17 protein-coding genes are annotated in these 16,845 nt (G+C 38.6%); 7 read left to right on the forward strand and 10 right to left on the reverse strand.

What is annotated here, in order from left to right; all coding sequences use genetic code 11:
* Nucleotides 1–68: 68 nt before the first annotated feature.
* From CXF95_RS30695 to CXF95_RS14745, 3 genes are all read right to left on the reverse strand, one after another.
* On the reverse strand, nucleotides 69–509 hold the full coding sequence (locus tag CXF95_RS30695; protein ID WP_232787861.1) for a hypothetical protein: 441 nt from the start codon (nucleotides 507–509) through the stop codon (nucleotides 69–71).
* A gap of 248 nt (nucleotides 510–757) precedes the next feature.
* Nucleotides 758–1,369 carry a DUF502 domain-containing protein gene (locus CXF95_RS14740; protein ID WP_101199415.1) on the reverse strand — a complete coding sequence of 204 codons (612 nt, stop codon included), beginning with the start codon at nucleotides 1,367–1,369 and terminating at the stop codon, nucleotides 758–760.
* Between the two features lie 46 nt (nucleotides 1,370–1,415).
* On the reverse strand, nucleotides 1,416–2,450 hold the full coding sequence (locus tag CXF95_RS14745; protein WP_101199416.1) for a DUF21 domain-containing protein: 1,035 nt from the start codon (nucleotides 2,448–2,450) through the stop codon (nucleotides 1,416–1,418).
* Nucleotides 2,451–2,887: 437 nt separating this feature from the next.
* Between CXF95_RS14745 and CXF95_RS14750 the strand changes: the two genes are divergently transcribed.
* From CXF95_RS14750 to CXF95_RS14775, 6 genes are all read left to right on the forward strand, one after another.
* Nucleotides 2,888–3,352, forward strand: a complete 465-nt coding sequence (locus tag CXF95_RS14750) for a hypothetical protein (protein WP_101199417.1) — start codon at nucleotides 2,888–2,890, stop codon at nucleotides 3,350–3,352.
* Between the two features lie 194 nt (nucleotides 3,353–3,546).
* Complete coding sequence (locus CXF95_RS14755; RefSeq protein WP_101199418.1) at nucleotides 3,547–4,374, forward strand: mechanosensitive ion channel family protein; 828 nt, start codon at nucleotides 3,547–3,549, stop codon at nucleotides 4,372–4,374.
* Between the two features lie 302 nt (nucleotides 4,375–4,676).
* Nucleotides 4,677–4,847 carry a hypothetical protein gene (locus tag CXF95_RS30000; protein ID WP_198556599.1) on the forward strand — a complete coding sequence of 57 codons (171 nt, stop codon included), beginning with the start codon at nucleotides 4,677–4,679 and terminating at the stop codon, nucleotides 4,845–4,847.
* A gap of 64 nt (nucleotides 4,848–4,911) precedes the next feature.
* On the forward strand, nucleotides 4,912–5,157 hold the full coding sequence (locus tag CXF95_RS14765) for a hypothetical protein (protein WP_101199419.1): 246 nt from the start codon (nucleotides 4,912–4,914) through the stop codon (nucleotides 5,155–5,157).
* A gap of 34 nt (nucleotides 5,158–5,191) precedes the next feature.
* Entirely contained in the window at nucleotides 5,192–6,043 is an 852-nt protein-coding gene (locus CXF95_RS14770) for a mechanosensitive ion channel domain-containing protein (protein WP_101199420.1), read from the forward strand.
* A 12-nt stretch (nucleotides 6,044–6,055) separates the two neighbouring features.
* A complete protein-coding gene (locus CXF95_RS14775; RefSeq protein ID WP_101199421.1) occupies nucleotides 6,056–6,631 on the forward strand; it encodes a sigma-70 family RNA polymerase sigma factor in 576 nt (191 codons plus the stop codon).
* 145 nt (nucleotides 6,632–6,776) lie between these two features.
* Here the strand turns inward: CXF95_RS14775 and CXF95_RS14780 are convergent, their stop codons facing one another.
* The 4 genes from CXF95_RS14780 to CXF95_RS14795 form a co-directional block, all read right to left on the reverse strand.
* Nucleotides 6,777–8,048: a flavohemoglobin expression-modulating QEGLA motif protein gene (locus CXF95_RS14780; protein ID WP_101199422.1), complete on the reverse strand. Its 1,272-nt coding sequence runs from the start codon at nucleotides 8,046–8,048 to the stop codon at nucleotides 6,777–6,779.
* 107 nt (nucleotides 8,049–8,155) lie between these two features.
* Nucleotides 8,156–10,015 carry a glutathionylspermidine synthase family protein gene (locus CXF95_RS14785; protein WP_101199423.1) on the reverse strand — a complete coding sequence of 620 codons (1,860 nt, stop codon included), beginning with the start codon at nucleotides 10,013–10,015 and terminating at the stop codon, nucleotides 8,156–8,158.
* 63 nt (nucleotides 10,016–10,078) lie between these two features.
* Entirely contained in the window at nucleotides 10,079–10,918 is an 840-nt protein-coding gene (locus CXF95_RS14790) for a mechanosensitive ion channel family protein (protein WP_101199424.1), read from the reverse strand.
* Between the two features lie 28 nt (nucleotides 10,919–10,946).
* Nucleotides 10,947–11,732 carry a hypothetical protein gene (locus tag CXF95_RS14795; RefSeq protein ID WP_101199425.1) on the reverse strand — a complete coding sequence of 262 codons (786 nt, stop codon included), beginning with the start codon at nucleotides 11,730–11,732 and terminating at the stop codon, nucleotides 10,947–10,949.
* A 535-nt stretch (nucleotides 11,733–12,267) separates the two neighbouring features.
* Here CXF95_RS14795 and CXF95_RS14800 point away from each other — a divergent pair.
* Nucleotides 12,268–13,233: a calcium/sodium antiporter gene (locus CXF95_RS14800; protein WP_101199426.1), complete on the forward strand. Its 966-nt coding sequence runs from the start codon at nucleotides 12,268–12,270 to the stop codon at nucleotides 13,231–13,233.
* A gap of 25 nt (nucleotides 13,234–13,258) precedes the next feature.
* Here CXF95_RS14800 and CXF95_RS14805 read toward each other — a convergent pair whose 3' ends face one another.
* From CXF95_RS14805 to CXF95_RS14815, 3 genes are all read right to left on the reverse strand, one after another.
* Nucleotides 13,259–14,566, reverse strand: coding sequence for a mechanosensitive ion channel family protein (locus tag CXF95_RS14805; protein ID WP_101199427.1), 1,308 nt, complete (start codon nucleotides 14,564–14,566; stop codon nucleotides 13,259–13,261).
* 207 nt (nucleotides 14,567–14,773) lie between these two features.
* Entirely contained in the window at nucleotides 14,774–15,262 is a 489-nt protein-coding gene (greB, locus tag CXF95_RS14810) for a transcription elongation factor GreB (RefSeq protein WP_101199428.1), read from the reverse strand.
* A 730-nt stretch (nucleotides 15,263–15,992) separates the two neighbouring features.
* Nucleotides 15,993–16,757 (reverse strand): FKBP-type peptidyl-prolyl cis-trans isomerase, encoded by a 765-nt coding sequence (locus CXF95_RS14815; RefSeq protein ID WP_101199429.1) that lies wholly within the window; start codon nucleotides 16,755–16,757, stop codon nucleotides 15,993–15,995.
* Nucleotides 16,758–16,845: the final 88 nt, after the last annotated feature.

Here is a 16,845-nt window from a genome sequence, read left to right on the forward strand (position 1 = left end):
GACTTTGAAGATGCGAGTTATGTTCCACATTTTGATGGCAGAAAAGACCAATTTTCCTAGTTTTGACTCTATATAAATTTCAACAAAATATCGCCAAATCCCCAGACTAGGGTGCCACTTATTAATAACGACACTTCTAAAGCGCCAATCGACATTCTTAAATGCTGGAGATGCTCTGCCAGTTCTTTGTCGTGATTCGAGTTGATTTCTGAAATCTCTGTTTCGCCTAGAGAGGGATGATTTTTACCTTTAAGGATCCTAAATTTAGACTTGGCAAATGCCTGATTACGTTTCCAAGATATTTTTTGCACTAATACTTTTTCCTTGAAAACAACACCTAAGCTTGCCCAGACGCCTAACACAATCACCATACAACCAGAACGCGTAAACCACTCAACATTCATGTAACCAATTTCTGTTAAATGAAAGCCAGTATAGAAAAAGGCTAACGCAACTAGCCAATAGGTAGTATTACTAAACCTTGTTTTGGGTGAAATATTTTTGCTCAAAAAAACTCCTAAATTATGTTTTCAGATAAACAATACAAATATGATGGTTAAAATTGGTTACTTATTAGGGGATATTTCACATTAAAAATGATTTATCTTCTCAATTACCAAAAGTGACTCTATTTGTTTTAATAGAAATGGGAAATTGAAAAGACCTCATACATTCCATTTGAATTAATCAGCTAAAGCTGCCCTTTTGACAATTTCCCCCATTCAGTGTGACTTAGCCATCACTATTTTAATGCTTGTTATTGTGCCTCTGTGGATGGCACTTTTGATTTTTTAGCTGCTTTTAACCCTGAAGCATTACCACCCGTCAGGGCTATTCTCATGGCCGTTTCAACATCAATATCCAATGGGGAAACTTGGTCGCTATCTATATACAGTGTATAGCCACCTATTTGGTAACTTAATGGTATGTATACACCTAGCTTTTTATCATCCTTAAATAATTTTTTTGCACCATCGTGGTTTGTGACAAAGCCTATTAAATGAATACTGTCGGTGATCTTGACGGATACCACGCTTTGAATTTTTTGCTGTTTACCCAGGTTGATCAAATTAACGGCGTCTTGAATGGCGCCATATATTGTTTTGATAAGAGGAATACGTTCAAATACTTTTCCGCTCCAACCTATGAAAAGTTCGACTATATACACATTGACTGCGATCCCTATTATAAGCAATACCATTAGGCCAGCAATCAACCCCATTCCAGGAAAATAAAGAGAGGCAGGTATAAGCGGGGTTAATCCTGTTTCAATTGCGGTCACCAACCACACCAAAAAATAGAGTGTTAGTGATATTGGCAGCAAAGCAAGTAGACCCTGAGCCATTAAAAGAGCAATTTTCTTGAACATTTATTTTCCTCTTTTTAATCTCATTTCAAGGTAAGTTAACCTGCCTTTACGAGGCATGTTGCTCTTGCCCTATTCCTTTTAATAAGCGGCCGAGTATGTCTGCCCCTGTAATGACGCGATGGGGTAAATCGGTCCAAACCACTATCACATCAGTATGCAATACCTCGTCTGAGGTGGGTTCTGCATCATGCACAGATTTCATCTTTTTCAGTGCTTCACCCAATGTACACTTCGGATCACGAATAACAATGGGCCTATGACAAAACAGGTAGGGATCAGTGATTTCATTTTCTAGGGTAGTAGATCGCACAAATCCATCTGCATCAAGCATTAATAAGGGCTCATTTTCTTCGCTTTGAATCAGTACCCACTTGTGGCCAGAACGGTTAACGGCTTGAATAAATTCTTTAAATTCCGAGGTGCCGTTCGCAGGTAATATTGGAAAGTCTAGTTTGCTTGGCATGGTAATAATACTATCTGGATCAAGGAGTTCACCTTCCTCAAATACTGTGATGTTTTCTACTTGCAGGAAATTGAGCGCTCCTCGACCTTGAACATGTGCCATATCAGTATCATCTGAATCGATATGTGCTTTGATAATAGCCGCCAGTTGTTTTTCTCTATAGTAAGTAATGCCCTCTTTCCCCAACCAACCATCTAAGATCAAAGCGGTTAATTTAGCGACGGGAAACAATAAAATTTGATAAAACTTAATAACAGGCGTTAGTTTTGACGCAACCAGTAGCGCGTTTCGAGAAAAATAAGCCTGGGGGAAAATCTCTCCTAAAAAGGTAATGAGGAAAGTTGAAAATAAGAACGCAGAAACACCTGTCAGTACCGAACCGGACAAAATCGTTAACAATACATTGATTGACACGTTCCCCCAAAGCACGGTTGAGAGCAAAAAATTAGAATCTTCGCGCATAGACAGGATCACAATTGCATTTTTATTATTTTGCTTGGCTTCTACCTCTAGTTGCAATCGACTTAAGCTGAAAAATGCCAGATTTAACCCAGAAAAAATAGCGGATTGCGTAATACAAAACGCGATGCCTAGCCAAATGAGTATGTCGTATGTCATGTAAATTTCTCTATCAATAATAATGGTGAAATAGGGTTGCGATGCAAAGAGAGTTTGGCATTCATTATCCTAGATTCCGCAGTAGAACTCGTGGAAAGAGTGTTAGCCAATGGTGTGATTGGCATAGGGGAAAAATTAGTAGTCACCTTATTGGTGATGAGAACTTTTTTACCATAGCCAGGCGCATCAGTGAATGGCGCTATTTCTCGTGGTTTAACTGCCGAATCTAGGATTATAATAACCCAGCTTTAAAAATTAGACACAAGGTTAATTGCAAAAGTCACATGTAAGTCTGTGATCTAGCTATAAATTTGCTTAATTCAGAGTTTTCATGTTTAAAACGAAACCTTCACAAAGCGGATCCTGATGTGACCAACTTTGCTGATCATGCGTCTAATTAAGAGATCTAACATGAATCCCTCGAAAGGAAACTGAGAATGACCACTCAAAATGATTGGCAAACTGCTTTGTCTACAAGTTATGAGCAATTAAATAACTACTTGGTTTTACATGTTCCTCAACTGATTGGCGCACTATTTCTTATATTATTAGGATGGCTAATTGCTTGGGTATGCAGCAAATTAACGTTAACAACCGTTAAGTTGATTAGCCGGATGTGGCAAAAAGTGGTTCGAGAATTGGCAGTCACTGGGGTAGCAGAAATTAAGGCATCCCATGCAGCGGTCATTAGTAAGACGGTTTTTTGGGTGGTCATGCTGTTTTTTATGGCAGCGGCAACGTCTAGTCCAGGGCTCGATTTTTTCTCTTCTTGGTTAAATACACTTCTTGGTTATGTGCCTCAGCTGTTAGCCACCGTTTTTATTGTGATGGCTGGTTATCTATTGGGCAATATTGTGGGTGTGATGGCTGAGAGTGCTGCAGAAGCGTCAGTATTTAGTTAATCTGCGTCTTTAGGAAATATCGCAAAATTTTCTATCTTCTTTGTTGCACTAGTCGTCGGTATTAATCGACCGTGGGCTTCGCCCTCTTGCCTTCAAAATTCAATGTGTCGCACTAGAAACTGAAATCCGCTAGCTCTAATAAATATAATTTTATAGTATTCTATTGTTATCACACTTACATCCATTAGGAATTTATGCTCAAAGATATCCTGTTACATCCGGTTTTTATCTCTCTAATAGTGATCAGCATCGCATTTGGTTTAAAAGCGATTGTAGATAAATTAGCGCAGCAACGGGCCGAAAAAAAACAGCTCGATGTCAGAAATACATCACATAACATCAAGCATTTTATTAACTTCGTTATGATGTTATTGCTGTTATCTACATGGGCCGCTGAAATTCAGAACTTTGCATTATCCATTGCGGCTTTTGCTGTCGCTATTGTGATTGCTACAAGGGAGTTTATTCAATGTGTGATCGGTTTTTTCTACCTAGTCACAACAAGGCCTTTTAAGATAGGTGATTGGATCCAAGTGGGTGACTATTTTGGAGAGGTGGTCGAAACTGACTGGATAAAAACAACCTTGCATGAAATTGACATCAATACTTATCAGTTTTCAAGAAAAACAGTCTATATTCCCAACAACAAACTGATAACCACCCCCATTAAAAACTTAAACTTTAGTAAGCGTTATGTCACCCATCATTTTATGATTGTACGTAAAGAAAGTCTTAACCCATATTCCATTTATGAAACATTATCTAATAAAGCCAAGCATTATTGTGAGGATTTTATTGATGTTGCATGTCGATATAATTCCGTTATCGAAAGAAAACTTGATGCGCAGATATCAGGTCCAGAGCCGCAAATCCACTTTGGTACAACTGAAATTGGAGAATTTAAAGCGAGCTTTACATTATTTTGTCCTATTGAAAAAGCTCTGGATATCGAACATAAATTGACCAAGGATTTTATGACGCTTTGGTATAAGGAACTGAGCAAGCAGAGCGCTAAAACTTAATATTCAAGGATTGCGTAAAAAGCGCACTGGATAAATATACCTGTTTAATTCAACAATAAAATATTTGTTAAAACAGAGGCATTTTTCAGAAGGGGTAAACTGTTATTGCCTTGTTCCAGTGCGCAAAACTTTCCTTATCAAAAGCTAATCTTACATATCACTATCTGTTAGACGGAATGAAATTCCAATTGGTCACAATGTGAATTTTAAAATTAATATTCTATAAATGTGACTTCTTTGACTTCCGACTAGTCTATATCTTTGAATACTATTAAAGCCTGTTTATATACAGCAGAGAAAACATGAAAAAATCAATTGATGCTACCACTCTATTTTTAACAATCGATTCTGGGTGTGCATCCAAAAAATCATTCACCGAGCAGGAAATGTTTGCTGAATATCCAGTAGCATCTAACGAGACAGTTGAAGGACGTGCACAAAATAGACGCGTTGAAATACTGATAATGAATTAGTCAAACGATTAGAAAGGGCTAAGCATAGTGATTGGCTCTGTTTACGTTTAGATGGAGAGTCGTCATGAGCCCAGATGAAGAACAGTTAAAAAAGTTGTTCAATGAAAGTGCGCCTGTCACTGATGAGAACAAAGCGTTGCAACAGGTCCTTAGGAAATCTTCGAATACAACCGCAATCAAGGATGTTGGGAGCCTTTTTATTGGATGGGTTTGGGTTTTGTTGTTAGGTTTTGGTGCGTCAGCATATTCAGCGAAACGCCGCTTTGACTTGCATCAACAGCAAAAAAAACACAGAAATAACAAAAATTAATATTACACACATTACTTAAAAATGGAGTACCGACATGAATATAGATATTTGGACACAATCGTTTGGCAATGCCTTGTCGCGGTTTTGGACAGAAATTGCGGGATTTTTGCCTAATTTGATTGCCACAATAATTTTCATTTTTATTGGGTTGCTATTATCTAAATTTTTTACAAAATGGTTTGCTAAGGTTATTGAAAAAATAGGCTTCAATACGCTTTGCGATATGCTGGGTATAGAGAAGGGTTTAAAAACCTTAGGATTTAAATTAAGCCCATCGTCACTCGTGGGGCGGATCCTTTATTTGTTTTTTGTGTTGATAATTCTTGTTGCGGGTGCAGAAACCTTAGGGTTAGACAGACTGTCGTCTTTGTTGGATGAATTTGTGTTGTATCTACCTAAATTAGTGGGAGCACTCGTGATTGCTGTCATCGGTTTGTTTATTGCCAAGGCAGGCAAAACACAAGTAGAAGCGTCTTTTGAAAACATGGGCATTGAGTTCGGTGACGCTGCAGCAAGAGTGCTTCAAATGTTGGTGATATTTATCACTTTTTCTTTAGTTGTTGGTCAACTGCAATTGGAAACTGAACTACTCAATACGATTTTTACTGTCTTGATCGCGAGTATGGGGATCGCGTTGGCGTTGGCGTTAGGTTTGGGAACTAAGGCTATTGCAAATAGTATTGTTTCGGGAATTTATGCAAGAGAACAGTTGTTACCTGGAGATGAAGTTGAATTTAAAGGTTTTACTGGGAATGTAGTCCAGGTTAGCACAGTCAACACCATTATAGAAAACAAGGACGGACTGCAATTAAGTATTCCTAATCAAGACTTATTAACTCAGACATACACCATAACTAAGTTGGCTGAACGCTGGGAAGAGTCGTAGAAACGATTAACTATGAAAAGCACAAGGCCCGTTGTCAGTAGTGTTTCAGAGAGGTTGTCGCAGCTAGATGACAATGAGCTTGTACGAATTGCGCGTATACAACTGCCCTATGTGACAACTGCATATGAAGTGATTTTTCATCGATATCACTCAAAGTTAATACAAGTCTGTTTTAGATATCTTGCTTCAATAGAAGAGGCAGAAGAGACTGTGAGCGATACAATGTTAAATGTGTTTAACAATATACATCGCTTTGAAGGACGTTCCAGTTTTAAAACATGGATTTATCGGATTGCTTATAATCAATCTTTGAATCGATTAAGGAAAAAACAGCTCACCCTTGTATCTATAGATGAGGCTGATTTTATAGCTGAAGAACAAGTTGAATCGGAGGCATTTGAAGATAATGAGAAGGTTGATCTTTGGCTATCCACACTCAGTGTGGAAGAGCGCTCAATTGTCGTTTTTAGGATTATTAGTGGACTGAAGTTTAGTGAAATTTCAGAGATAGTCGATCAGAATTTAAGTACGGTGAAGATGCGCTATAAACGTGCATTGGAAAAGATACCAAGCTATGCAGACATCTAGACTATTACATAAACACAATGTATTAGCATATCCTGATATTTAACAGCGTTTTCCTTTTTCCACTCTTATATGCAGGTGAACTAGGATTCAGTTATCACAATCTGTCCCTTTGGAAGGGATTTAAGGGCTGTTCTAAAATTAAGCTCTAATTAAGGGTTTTTGGAATGCTGTGCAGTAACTCATCGTAGTGTGCATAATTCTTAGTCATGTCCATTTTATTAATAAACTCAGAACAGGTTAAATAAGACAATAAATAACGTGCATCTTTGACCCAAGGTGGTAAGTATTTCGCCGGTTGGCAGAGTCCCATTTCTTCTAATTTGTATAAAACGGGTATGTCTTCAATATCCATTTTGCCGCAAAATAATAACTTCAGGCAGTCTGCCCTGCCGTTAGCCGCTATGGCTTTTAAAAAATTATGCACGCGGATAAATCCTTCTAAATAGACCCCATCTTTAGTAAAGGGTGCACCGCCGGTTAACACGCCACCTCGGAATACTCTCCGGGTGTTTTCGTAGGCCTGTGATTCGTTGCCAATCCGCTCTAAAAAATAGTGATATACGTCTAAAAAGTCGGCTCCTTCGATTGCCATTTGTATCGCCAGAATACGATCTGCAAGCCTGCGAAGACGGTCTAAATCTATTGAGTTGGTAATATACTCAGAGAATACGGCTAAACCTTCTTGTGTTTTAGTGGTACCTGGATGACCAGCGGCCAATATTTTAAGATGCGGTTGATTTAAGCCATTAATAGATGTGGCGACATGAATATGTGCTTCATGATTAATTAGCTGCTGCGCATCAAGGTCAGTAAAACATGCCGTTTTTCTTATCCTGATAAGCTTTGGGTTTGCTAACGCATTAGCAGAAAGCTCGTCTACAATTTCAACTTTTGGGGCTTCGTCACCAAACATTTTCACAACTGCAGCCTGCATTTGCTGGGCGATATCAGAGGCGAGGTAACACATTGGAGGGGGAGCACCTAAGTCGTAGGTTGCGTAACTGCTAATTTGTTTGTCAAAAGTATTGGCTAATTCAAGAGGTGTGGATTTGCCGTCGGCAAAAGGGTTGGTTGGTTTACCATATAGTTTTTCAGAGAATTCATAAAACTTCTGGGTGCCTGCTGCCGCCATCATTAAAGCACCATATTCAAGCTTGATAGACACACGTTCTAACCAGTTATCTATATCTGTATTTTTAAGCAGTGATCTAGCTTGATTCACTAATACTAAGGTTTTGCTAGGGTCAAATTGAAGATAGTTAACCTTAGGCAGTTCTTTAGCTTTATCCCCAAAGAACTGACGCTTAATATCTCTGTTCCATTCAAGATGAGACAGTATTCGAATCGGTTGGCTGGCACTATATAAGATGGAGCTGATCTTACAAAAACGCTCTTTCTCTAGTTCTTCTTTATTCATTAAATATTACATTCCATGCTAATCACCAGACACTAGCAAAGCTTAACCCAAAAACTATTTTCTTTAAGCTTTGCTAGTGCGCTATTACGACTGTATGTTCTACTTAATTATTCGTGGCAAACTTGTAGTGCAATACAATCACTGTCTTTGCCAATAATCATTGAGGGATCAACACGTGTGCCACTTCCAGCATAGTTTCCTTGGGCGGTAAAAGTACAAATCTGTACATAAAGATTGTCAATACATGGCAATGGAAACAGTTGTTGGTAAATTTTTTCTCTGTTGTCAAATACCCCCATTTTTTCAGCTAATATATTGTGGTCTTGATCAATCAACTGAATATTTGCACCACATCTTCCGACTATCGGTTTAACAACGTATCCGGATTTAACTAGCTCACTATTGAGTTCGAAATCAGCATTCAATAACAAGGGGTGATTTGGGAATAGAGACCATAGTATCGGTAGTATTGCTTTATTACTTGGAATGAGTGTCCACATCGGCTCAAATACCATAATGTCATCGTTTAGCAGTACATCGGATAAAGATGGGGAGCTATCGAGAAAGTCAGGATCTCTTTGAGTGCCCTCCTCCAAACGCAATTCATCTAATGCGGTTTCCCATGCCCACGTTTTCCAAACCCATTTAATCAGGTTTCCATTACCATCCTCGATTTTTTGATTTGCATTCCACCGAAGCGAGTCCAACCCTTTGACAAGCTCACAATGGTACCCCGCTGCCTCAATCACATTTTTCATAAAAAGTGCGTGATAGGTTTCTTCGGGATCATCGTCTTGAAGCACATGCACAATAGAGTCGATTTTACAGCTCTTCCATGCCTTCACTAGGTGCTTAAATAGCTCGTTACCTGCGTCAGTTCCACCTTTTACATCAAAGTGTTTAAGCCACTTACCTTGAACTTTACCCACTTCCATATAACAAGACGCAGAGTCACAATTGTATTCATATACCTTTAGACCGTTCTCAGACATGGCAAAATCAAAGCGACTTGTAATCAACTGGTTTTTTCTATTTGCCCAAGATGTTCTTATCTTCGACAGGATTTTTTCAGGCAAACCAAATTTACCCAATAACTCAGGGTGCTCAAGTGCATAATCAGTGGCGTGTAAAAACATTTGGTGAAGCTCATCAGTAGCCGATTCTAGAGCCACTTTAGCGGTAGCAGAAATCTGATAATATTTTTTTTCATAGGAGGCGGAAGAGGAAAGCTTGTGGCCCTCCATCATTTCGACAAATGCGTTTTCATCTTCATTCGCCAAATTAAGCCATGGTGTGCCTATTTTGCTATTGTCTGTGGCTTCACATGAGATAATGTTAAACATCTCTTTGTTGGACGCGTCTAACGTAATGGCGTGAGTTGGATCATCGGTTTGTAGCACCCACCCCAAAATAGTTGAGTCATTTGATGGACATCGAAGCCAGTAGTCTCCTCTGGTGCCTACTTTAGCTTTAATTTCTCTTGAAAAATTTTGTCTATCTGGCCATTTTGCAAAGTCTTGGTTTTGTTCAACGACCCTGATCTTGTCCTCATAAACTTCTGTGATAATAGCGACATGCCCAGTTTCTTCAAATTCACCGCCCTCATCCCAGATCAATAAACATCCTGGCTCAGGGCGTCGCTGAGAACCATTTTTAAATGCATTCAGGGGCAATTCTTGGCTGTTAACTAAGTCCCGTACATAACGAAGTCGAAAAATTTCGTATGCCATAGCCACATCGTTAAAAATATAACCTTTATTGATATACAACCAACGTCGCGCAAACTCTACGCATTGCCATTTATATCCCATGTAAATCCCATCTACGTAACTTCTATAATGGCTGCGACTGGGGTAGGCCTCTTCATTAGCTGTTTCATAATCTGAAGAATAGGAGATAACACCACCTGGTGCGATGCCTAATGACTCGCCAAATTTAAGATCACCTGATGTAATATTTTTAGTCACTTTAACTCCACTCCCAGTGACATTTTTGTGGTTGTTTGCATACTTTTAACAAGTCACTTGTTTTCATTTCGTGATCTCGTTTATAGAAACAGGTATAGGTTTTGTGGCTTCCCCAGAATATAAACTGATATGAGGAAACGGAATTTCAATGTTTTGTTCATCGAATGTTTTTTTGATTTCTTGATACATACTGTTTTTTAAAGCCAGAAAATTTTCTTTTTTAGCCCAGACTGACAGTTGGATGTCAACGGAGGAGGAGCCAAAGCCAAGTAAAATAAATAAGGGTGCGGGTTCATCTAAACACAGCGTATTTTTTGTCGCTACATTGTTGAGTATTTCTTTTACTCTCTGTATATCCTCTTTATAGGCTATTCCGATTTGAAGATCAGCTCGCCTAATTGGAAATCTGGTCAATGTAGTCACTTGTGTTTTTATCATAGATTCATTCGGAATTCGGACAAACAAGTTATCAAAGGTCCGAAGTTTTACTGACAGCAGATCGATGGAAATCACTTCTCCAGTTGTCGACTCGACTCTAATGATATCTCCGACAGAAAATGGTCTTTCCATCATCAAAAATAGTCCACTTATAAGGTTGGATGCGGATGTTTGTGATGCAAAACCAATAGCCACACTAAAAATACCTGCTGCGCCCAGTACAACACTTAGATCAAATCCAAGTTCTTTCATCACTGAAATAAAGGTAAGGATTAAAATCCCATAAAACACTAAACGTTTAAGCAATATCATGCTGTGTGGTGTGAGGTTTGCCACCTTAAAACGCCCAACGCCGTTTCTGGCAAAACGAGCAAGTAGGTAACCAATAATAAGTATTGAGAAGCCTTTGCCAATGGCAAAGACATGCCATTGCTCCATTAAATTCAGTGTTGTACTGGTTTCCATTGTAAAATTTTCCTAAGGTTGCCTTTACTTAAGCCACTAAACTTCTAATTGACCGCATAAATGTATTTTCATCAGCCATTTCCCTTGCTGGTGAGATTAATGTTAGATCCGTTTTTTCGCTTTCTTTTGTTAAGTTTTTAATAGCAAAGGACGGACGGTCACCATCTAAGTGATGTATCAAACACACCTTGTCAGTCCAAAACTGATGCGTGGCGTCAACATAAAGGTTTAAAAATGGGGCCGGGAGGCTAATGCGTTCTATGGTCAATACTTCATCATGTTCATTAGATATGTTTATTGTGGTGATGGCTCGGTGTGAACGTTTTTGGATGTTATCTAATGTGACTTTTGCATCGGTGTACTTTGAGTAGCATAGTTCACCGACCATTGTATTGGGTCCAAACCATGAATCAGATGGCAGCCAGAATGGAAGGTCACTGATTGGTAACCTTCCTTCATGAGCATAAAAAGCCAGCCATAAAGGAGAGCTGACATAGAGTTCTATTTTCTCTCCAGGAAGTACATTGAGAGCAGAGTGAGGCCTAACAATGATGGAACGGTCAGCCAGTAGTGGTTTAGCGATTAGGCTGTTCTGGGTGTTTTTAACCAAGTAGCGTTGAGGTAGGATATCTATTACAGGGTCCGTAAACGTTGCCCTCTCTAATACCAGCTCTTCAAAGCTCTCTTCATTAGTCTTTTCATTCGAAATTAGCCACTCGGCATCTTTGCGTTGTACAGATATTTTGCGTTGACCAATCCGCCAAGTTTTAGCCTCATTTAACTCAAAATTAATATCACCCCACCACTTTTTCATTTTTTACTCTTTTTAGTCTCAATTGTTTCTAAAGGCACTGAATATATATTTTTACTTTGATAAGAATTAAATTCAAACCACATCATCATGCATAACTATCCTAGTCTTTTGTGAGCCGTAAATATTCTTTAATATACTGGCTCAAAAAGGATATATGTATATAACATTTTTTTAGCTAGCTAATTATCACCATTATCTAACGCCAAACTTGCTTTAGAGAGACTTTTCAATGCCTGTTATTTTGAGGCACTAACACTAAGGGTTGCACCTAACCCAACACACCTTAATTAGGCGATAGTTTCACTATCATTATGTGGGTATATAGACGGTTCATCGTTCTAAAAAGACACAATCATTGTGAATTTATTTTTGGCGTTGCTAGTGCTACCTTGTTGTCAATATTTCTCAAGACCTGACACTATTTGTTTAAATGGGATATGAAAGTCTTGGCTTCTATTGTATCTAGTCTCAAACTGAGAGTTAATCAGTTAATATTCTATAAGCTGAATGCAGCAAAACTAAAAAGGTGTATAGGATGATTTGGGCTACGTTAGCAATTTTGGTTGGATTACCTGTTCTTATCTGGAGCGCAGAACGGTTTATCCATGGTGCCTCTTTTACTGCCGGATATTTCGGTATTTCGCCGTTGTTTATTGGCATGTTTATCATTGGTTTTGGCACATCCGCGCCAGAAATTATCGTCTCTATTTTCGCCGCGATTCAAGGCAACGGTGGTCTTGCTTTAGGTAATGCGTTTGGTTCCAACATCACCAACATAACATTGGTACTGGGCACTACAGCTTTACTCAGCCCCATTATGGTGAAATCAGAAATTGTTAGAAAAGAACTGCCAATTTTACTCGCAATTACATTCTTTGCCGTTTGGCAGTTATTGGATCTTGAGGTTTCACATGATGATGCATTCTCATTGCTTGGTATATTTGTATTACTGATTTCTTGGAGCGGATGGCAGGCGTTTAAGCAACCAAAAGATCAGCTGGGCAAGGAGGTGGCTATTGAGATTACTGATAGTCAGCTTCAGCTCAAACCTCATCTAATTTGGTTAGCCGTAGGTTTAATTCTGTTGATTGTCAGCTCCAGAGTATTGGTGTGGGGAGCGGTTGAAGTCGCCCAATATTTTAAAGTCAGCGACGTGATTATCGGACTGACTATTGTTGGTATTGGAACCTCGTTGCCTGAGCTTATTTCTTCCATTATCGCGGTAAGGAAAAACGAACACGAATTAGCAATCGGTAACGTTGTTGGCTCCAATCTTTTTAATACGCTCGCTGTTGTTGGAATCGCGGGTGTGATTCAGCCGGTTCAGGTTGATGCTACCTTTTTGTACCGAGATGGCTTGTTAATGCTGGGCTTAACCGTAGCATTATTGATATTTTGCTTAGGAATAAGAGGCCCTGGAAAAATTAATCGGTTCAAAGGTTTAGCATTGATTTTGTGTTTTGTGGGCTATAATTTATATTTAGTCTCCACACAGTTTTAGCATCCTTGCTCAATGTATCTGCAGATTATTTTACAAAGCCTTCATTCAGAACTGTCACTTCACGTTGAGGGAATGGAATCGCAATACCGTTGGCTTTAAGCGTTTCAAGGATAATGAGCAGCAAATCTCCACCTACACGATTTTTACCGTCATCTATACCTTCAATCCAAAACTCAATAAACATATTCACACCGTTATCACCAAAGCTATCAATTTCACAATCTGGCCGTTCTTCGAATGGTACATCCATACCACTGATAACCTGAGGATGTTCTGCAACCGCCTCTTTAATAATCTCTACCATTGCACGCACATCAGTGGCATAAGCAACACTGAAATCCACTCTATAACGTTGTTTGGGATCTTTATGAGTCCAATTAATAAGCAGCGAAGAAATAAATACTTCATTCGGGACTAAGATATCTTTACCGTCATAAGTTTCTAGTACCGCATGACGCATTTTAAACTCTCGGACAAATCCTTTTTTCCCGTCTTCCAGCTCGACAAAATCACCAATTGTCAGTGATTTATCTAATAAGATGATGATCCCAGAGATAAAGTTTGAAGCAATTGATTGCAAGCCTAATCCTAAACCGACACCGACAGCCCCACCAAATACGGCCAAAGCAGTTAGGTTAACTCCCATAATGTTAAGCAACAATATGAAAACAACGCAGAAAAGACCTACCTCAAATAATTTGGTAAATACTTCACGGGTGCTTATATCAAGTTTGTGTTGGTTACGAATGATATCTTTACCCACATTGTTGGATGCACGCCCAAGCCAGAAGAGAAGGGCCCCAAAGAACAATACTCGTGCAAGTCCATATAGGGTGACCTGGATATTGCCAACAGTAAGAGAAATTTCTTCAAGTACTTTGATAAAAACAGGAAGTACATCTAAAAGATGTAGCAAAAGAATAGGCAGTCCTACCCAGCGAAACAATGCGGACATAAAAGTACTAGTGACAAATTCTTTGATAATAGAATAGACAAATAGCAATACTGCGATAGTGAGAGCGGCATTGATCAGCCACACTGAATATAAGGACGCCTCTCCCACAGAAAGTGAAATCCGCAGCAGCACGATAGCAACAAGGGGGTAAACGATACTGCCGAGCCTAGAAAGTATGCTGCCAAGTGGGTGCCCGATGGAGCTGGATTTTTTGTTGGCTAACAAGCTTCTTTTAATAGTTTTGGCATATATCCAGTAAGCAGCGAAATAACTCACCATAATTACAGTTGCTTGAATGTAAGTCGATGTTTCACTTAACTGCGACTGAGCTAATAGCCAAAGTTCATGAAACTTGTTAGCAAAAAATTCTAGGTTCATCGTTTAATCCTGTTTTTATTCTATCTACAAATCTAATATGGCCCAAGAGAATACCGATCTACCAGACTTTTTCGAATACTAAAAAAATGATATTTATCGCTTTTAAGTGAGTGAAAACCTAGGCTTTATTCAAAATGTTACTGCAAACTAATGGTTATTAAACAATCATAAATTTGGCACAACTGCACCGTTTCTTCGTCAGGGTTACTAACCTTGCCATTGGGGTATGTATATAATGGAAATTATGTGCCATTCCTTGATACCATTGGGCGTTTTTACAGCAACTATGTCGTCGACTTCTTTCTTCAATAAAGCCCTAGCCATAGGAGAGTCGATAGAAATATACCCAATAGCATCACCGTAAATTTCTTCTGGGCCGACAATTCGAAACTTTTTTACTTCCCCGGTCTCATTTTTAATCTCAACCCAAGCACCAAAAAACACTCTACCTTCCTGTTCCTTTGAATAATTGATGATTTTTAGCTCAGGCAATAGCTTTCTAAGAAATCGAACACGGCGATCAATTTCCCTTAATTTTCTTTTATTATATTGATAATCTGCGTTTTCACTCCTGTCTCCAAGGCTTGCAGCCCAAGTTACAATTTTGGTGATTTCAGGTCTTTGTTTAAGCCATATTTCTTCATGTTCGTCATGAAGCTTTTTATACCCTTCAGGTGTTATCAGTTTTGTTTTCAAGCCTGAACCTTTCTTAAAATATTTGCGTGTAATTGTTGATGTAACATCGTTCTAACGGGAATGATAAGCTTATCAATAGGTGAAATTCTATGCTTAATTTTAAATGAATGGAATCTTACATCTTCCTTCTTTTATTCAATTACATTATGAGAATACAAATCAGTAGCGATTTACCCTTATATTGAGTATTGATTGGCGAGGTGGAAGACAAAGAAGTAAAAGTTGCCACATCAAGTGGGAATAAAAACTATTTTTTTAGTGTAATTTATTACAAAAAAAGTCGAAGTTAACCATGTGAAAATATGGTTATCGACTATGCTTAATATTAATCAAAGTGAAGTTACGTTATTGGTCAATAATCACTACTAAGTCTCATATGAGAAACACTTTGAGGAACCTAGCGTAAAAAAGAGTTGCCCTTTTTTTCGCCCTTTATTGAGTCAACTGAAATTAAGAGAGTAAGTCATACTACCTTTAAACACGGCAACACATGATTTGAGGTAAATATCGACATCCAAATATATAAAGTTGAAACAGTATTTAGTCGAAAAGACAATATATTACAGTTTAAATCACCTGGTTAGTCCGGGATAAACAGCCCTTTTAAGGGCTACAGAGTAAGGGAATAAGGTTCAGCACGGAGAATAGCTGATTATCATTATGATAAAGTGAAGCCGGCCACGGTAACGTGATCGGCTTTTTATTGGATGTTAGTAAATAGTGTATTAAATTAAAACTCAGGTTCTCTAGTTGCTGGTTTACCTTTATGGATGATTTCAAGTAATTCCACTTCAAATATTAAGGTTGAATGACCAGTGATTTCACCAGTCGAACGGCCTCCATATGCTAAGTCTGAAGGCACATAAAACTTGTACTTTGCTCCCGTATTCATTAGTTGAACTCCTTCAGTCCAGCCTTTAATTACACGATTTAGCGGAAAGCTTGCAGGTTTATTACGTGAATAAGACGAATCAAACTCTGTGCCGTCTAACAGTGTGCCAAGGTAGTGTACTTTTACTGTATCGGTAGCTTTAGGTTTGCTGCCCTCACCCTTTTTTAGTACCTCGTACTGTAAGCCTGAATCAGTGACAATGACGACAGCACGCTTTGCATTATTGCTTAAAAATGCTAAACCTAATGCTTTATTTTCCTCACCCATCAGGGCTTTAAGCGCAGCTTTTTTTTCCTGCACTAGGCGTTCAACAAAGCGATTGATTGATTGAATTTCTTTTTTTTCTAATTGTGATTGGCCTTGTAAGGCTGCAATAAATCCTTTTACTAACAAGTTTTGGTCGTATTCAACCCCAACTTCTTTTTGATTCGCTATTTTACTTTCTATAATTTGACCCATACTAGCGCCAATAGCATAAGAGTGTTTTTGTTGTTCTGTATCAAGGACTAATATTTCTACTTTCATAGGATCAACCGCTGGTGGCTGACAAGCACTTAAGGTTAAAGCACAGACCATCAACATTGTGACTGAGGCCTTTTTCATTATAATTCTCCAACTAGCAGTATGTGATTGGTAAGCAAACGCTTATACTAAACGTCATAAGGTAAAAGAGAAACCCATTGAGTAAACC

It is taken from the genome of Paraglaciecola sp. MB-3u-78 (genome assembly GCF_002835935.1).
Lineage (GTDB): Bacteria > Pseudomonadota > Gammaproteobacteria > Enterobacterales > Alteromonadaceae > Paraglaciecola.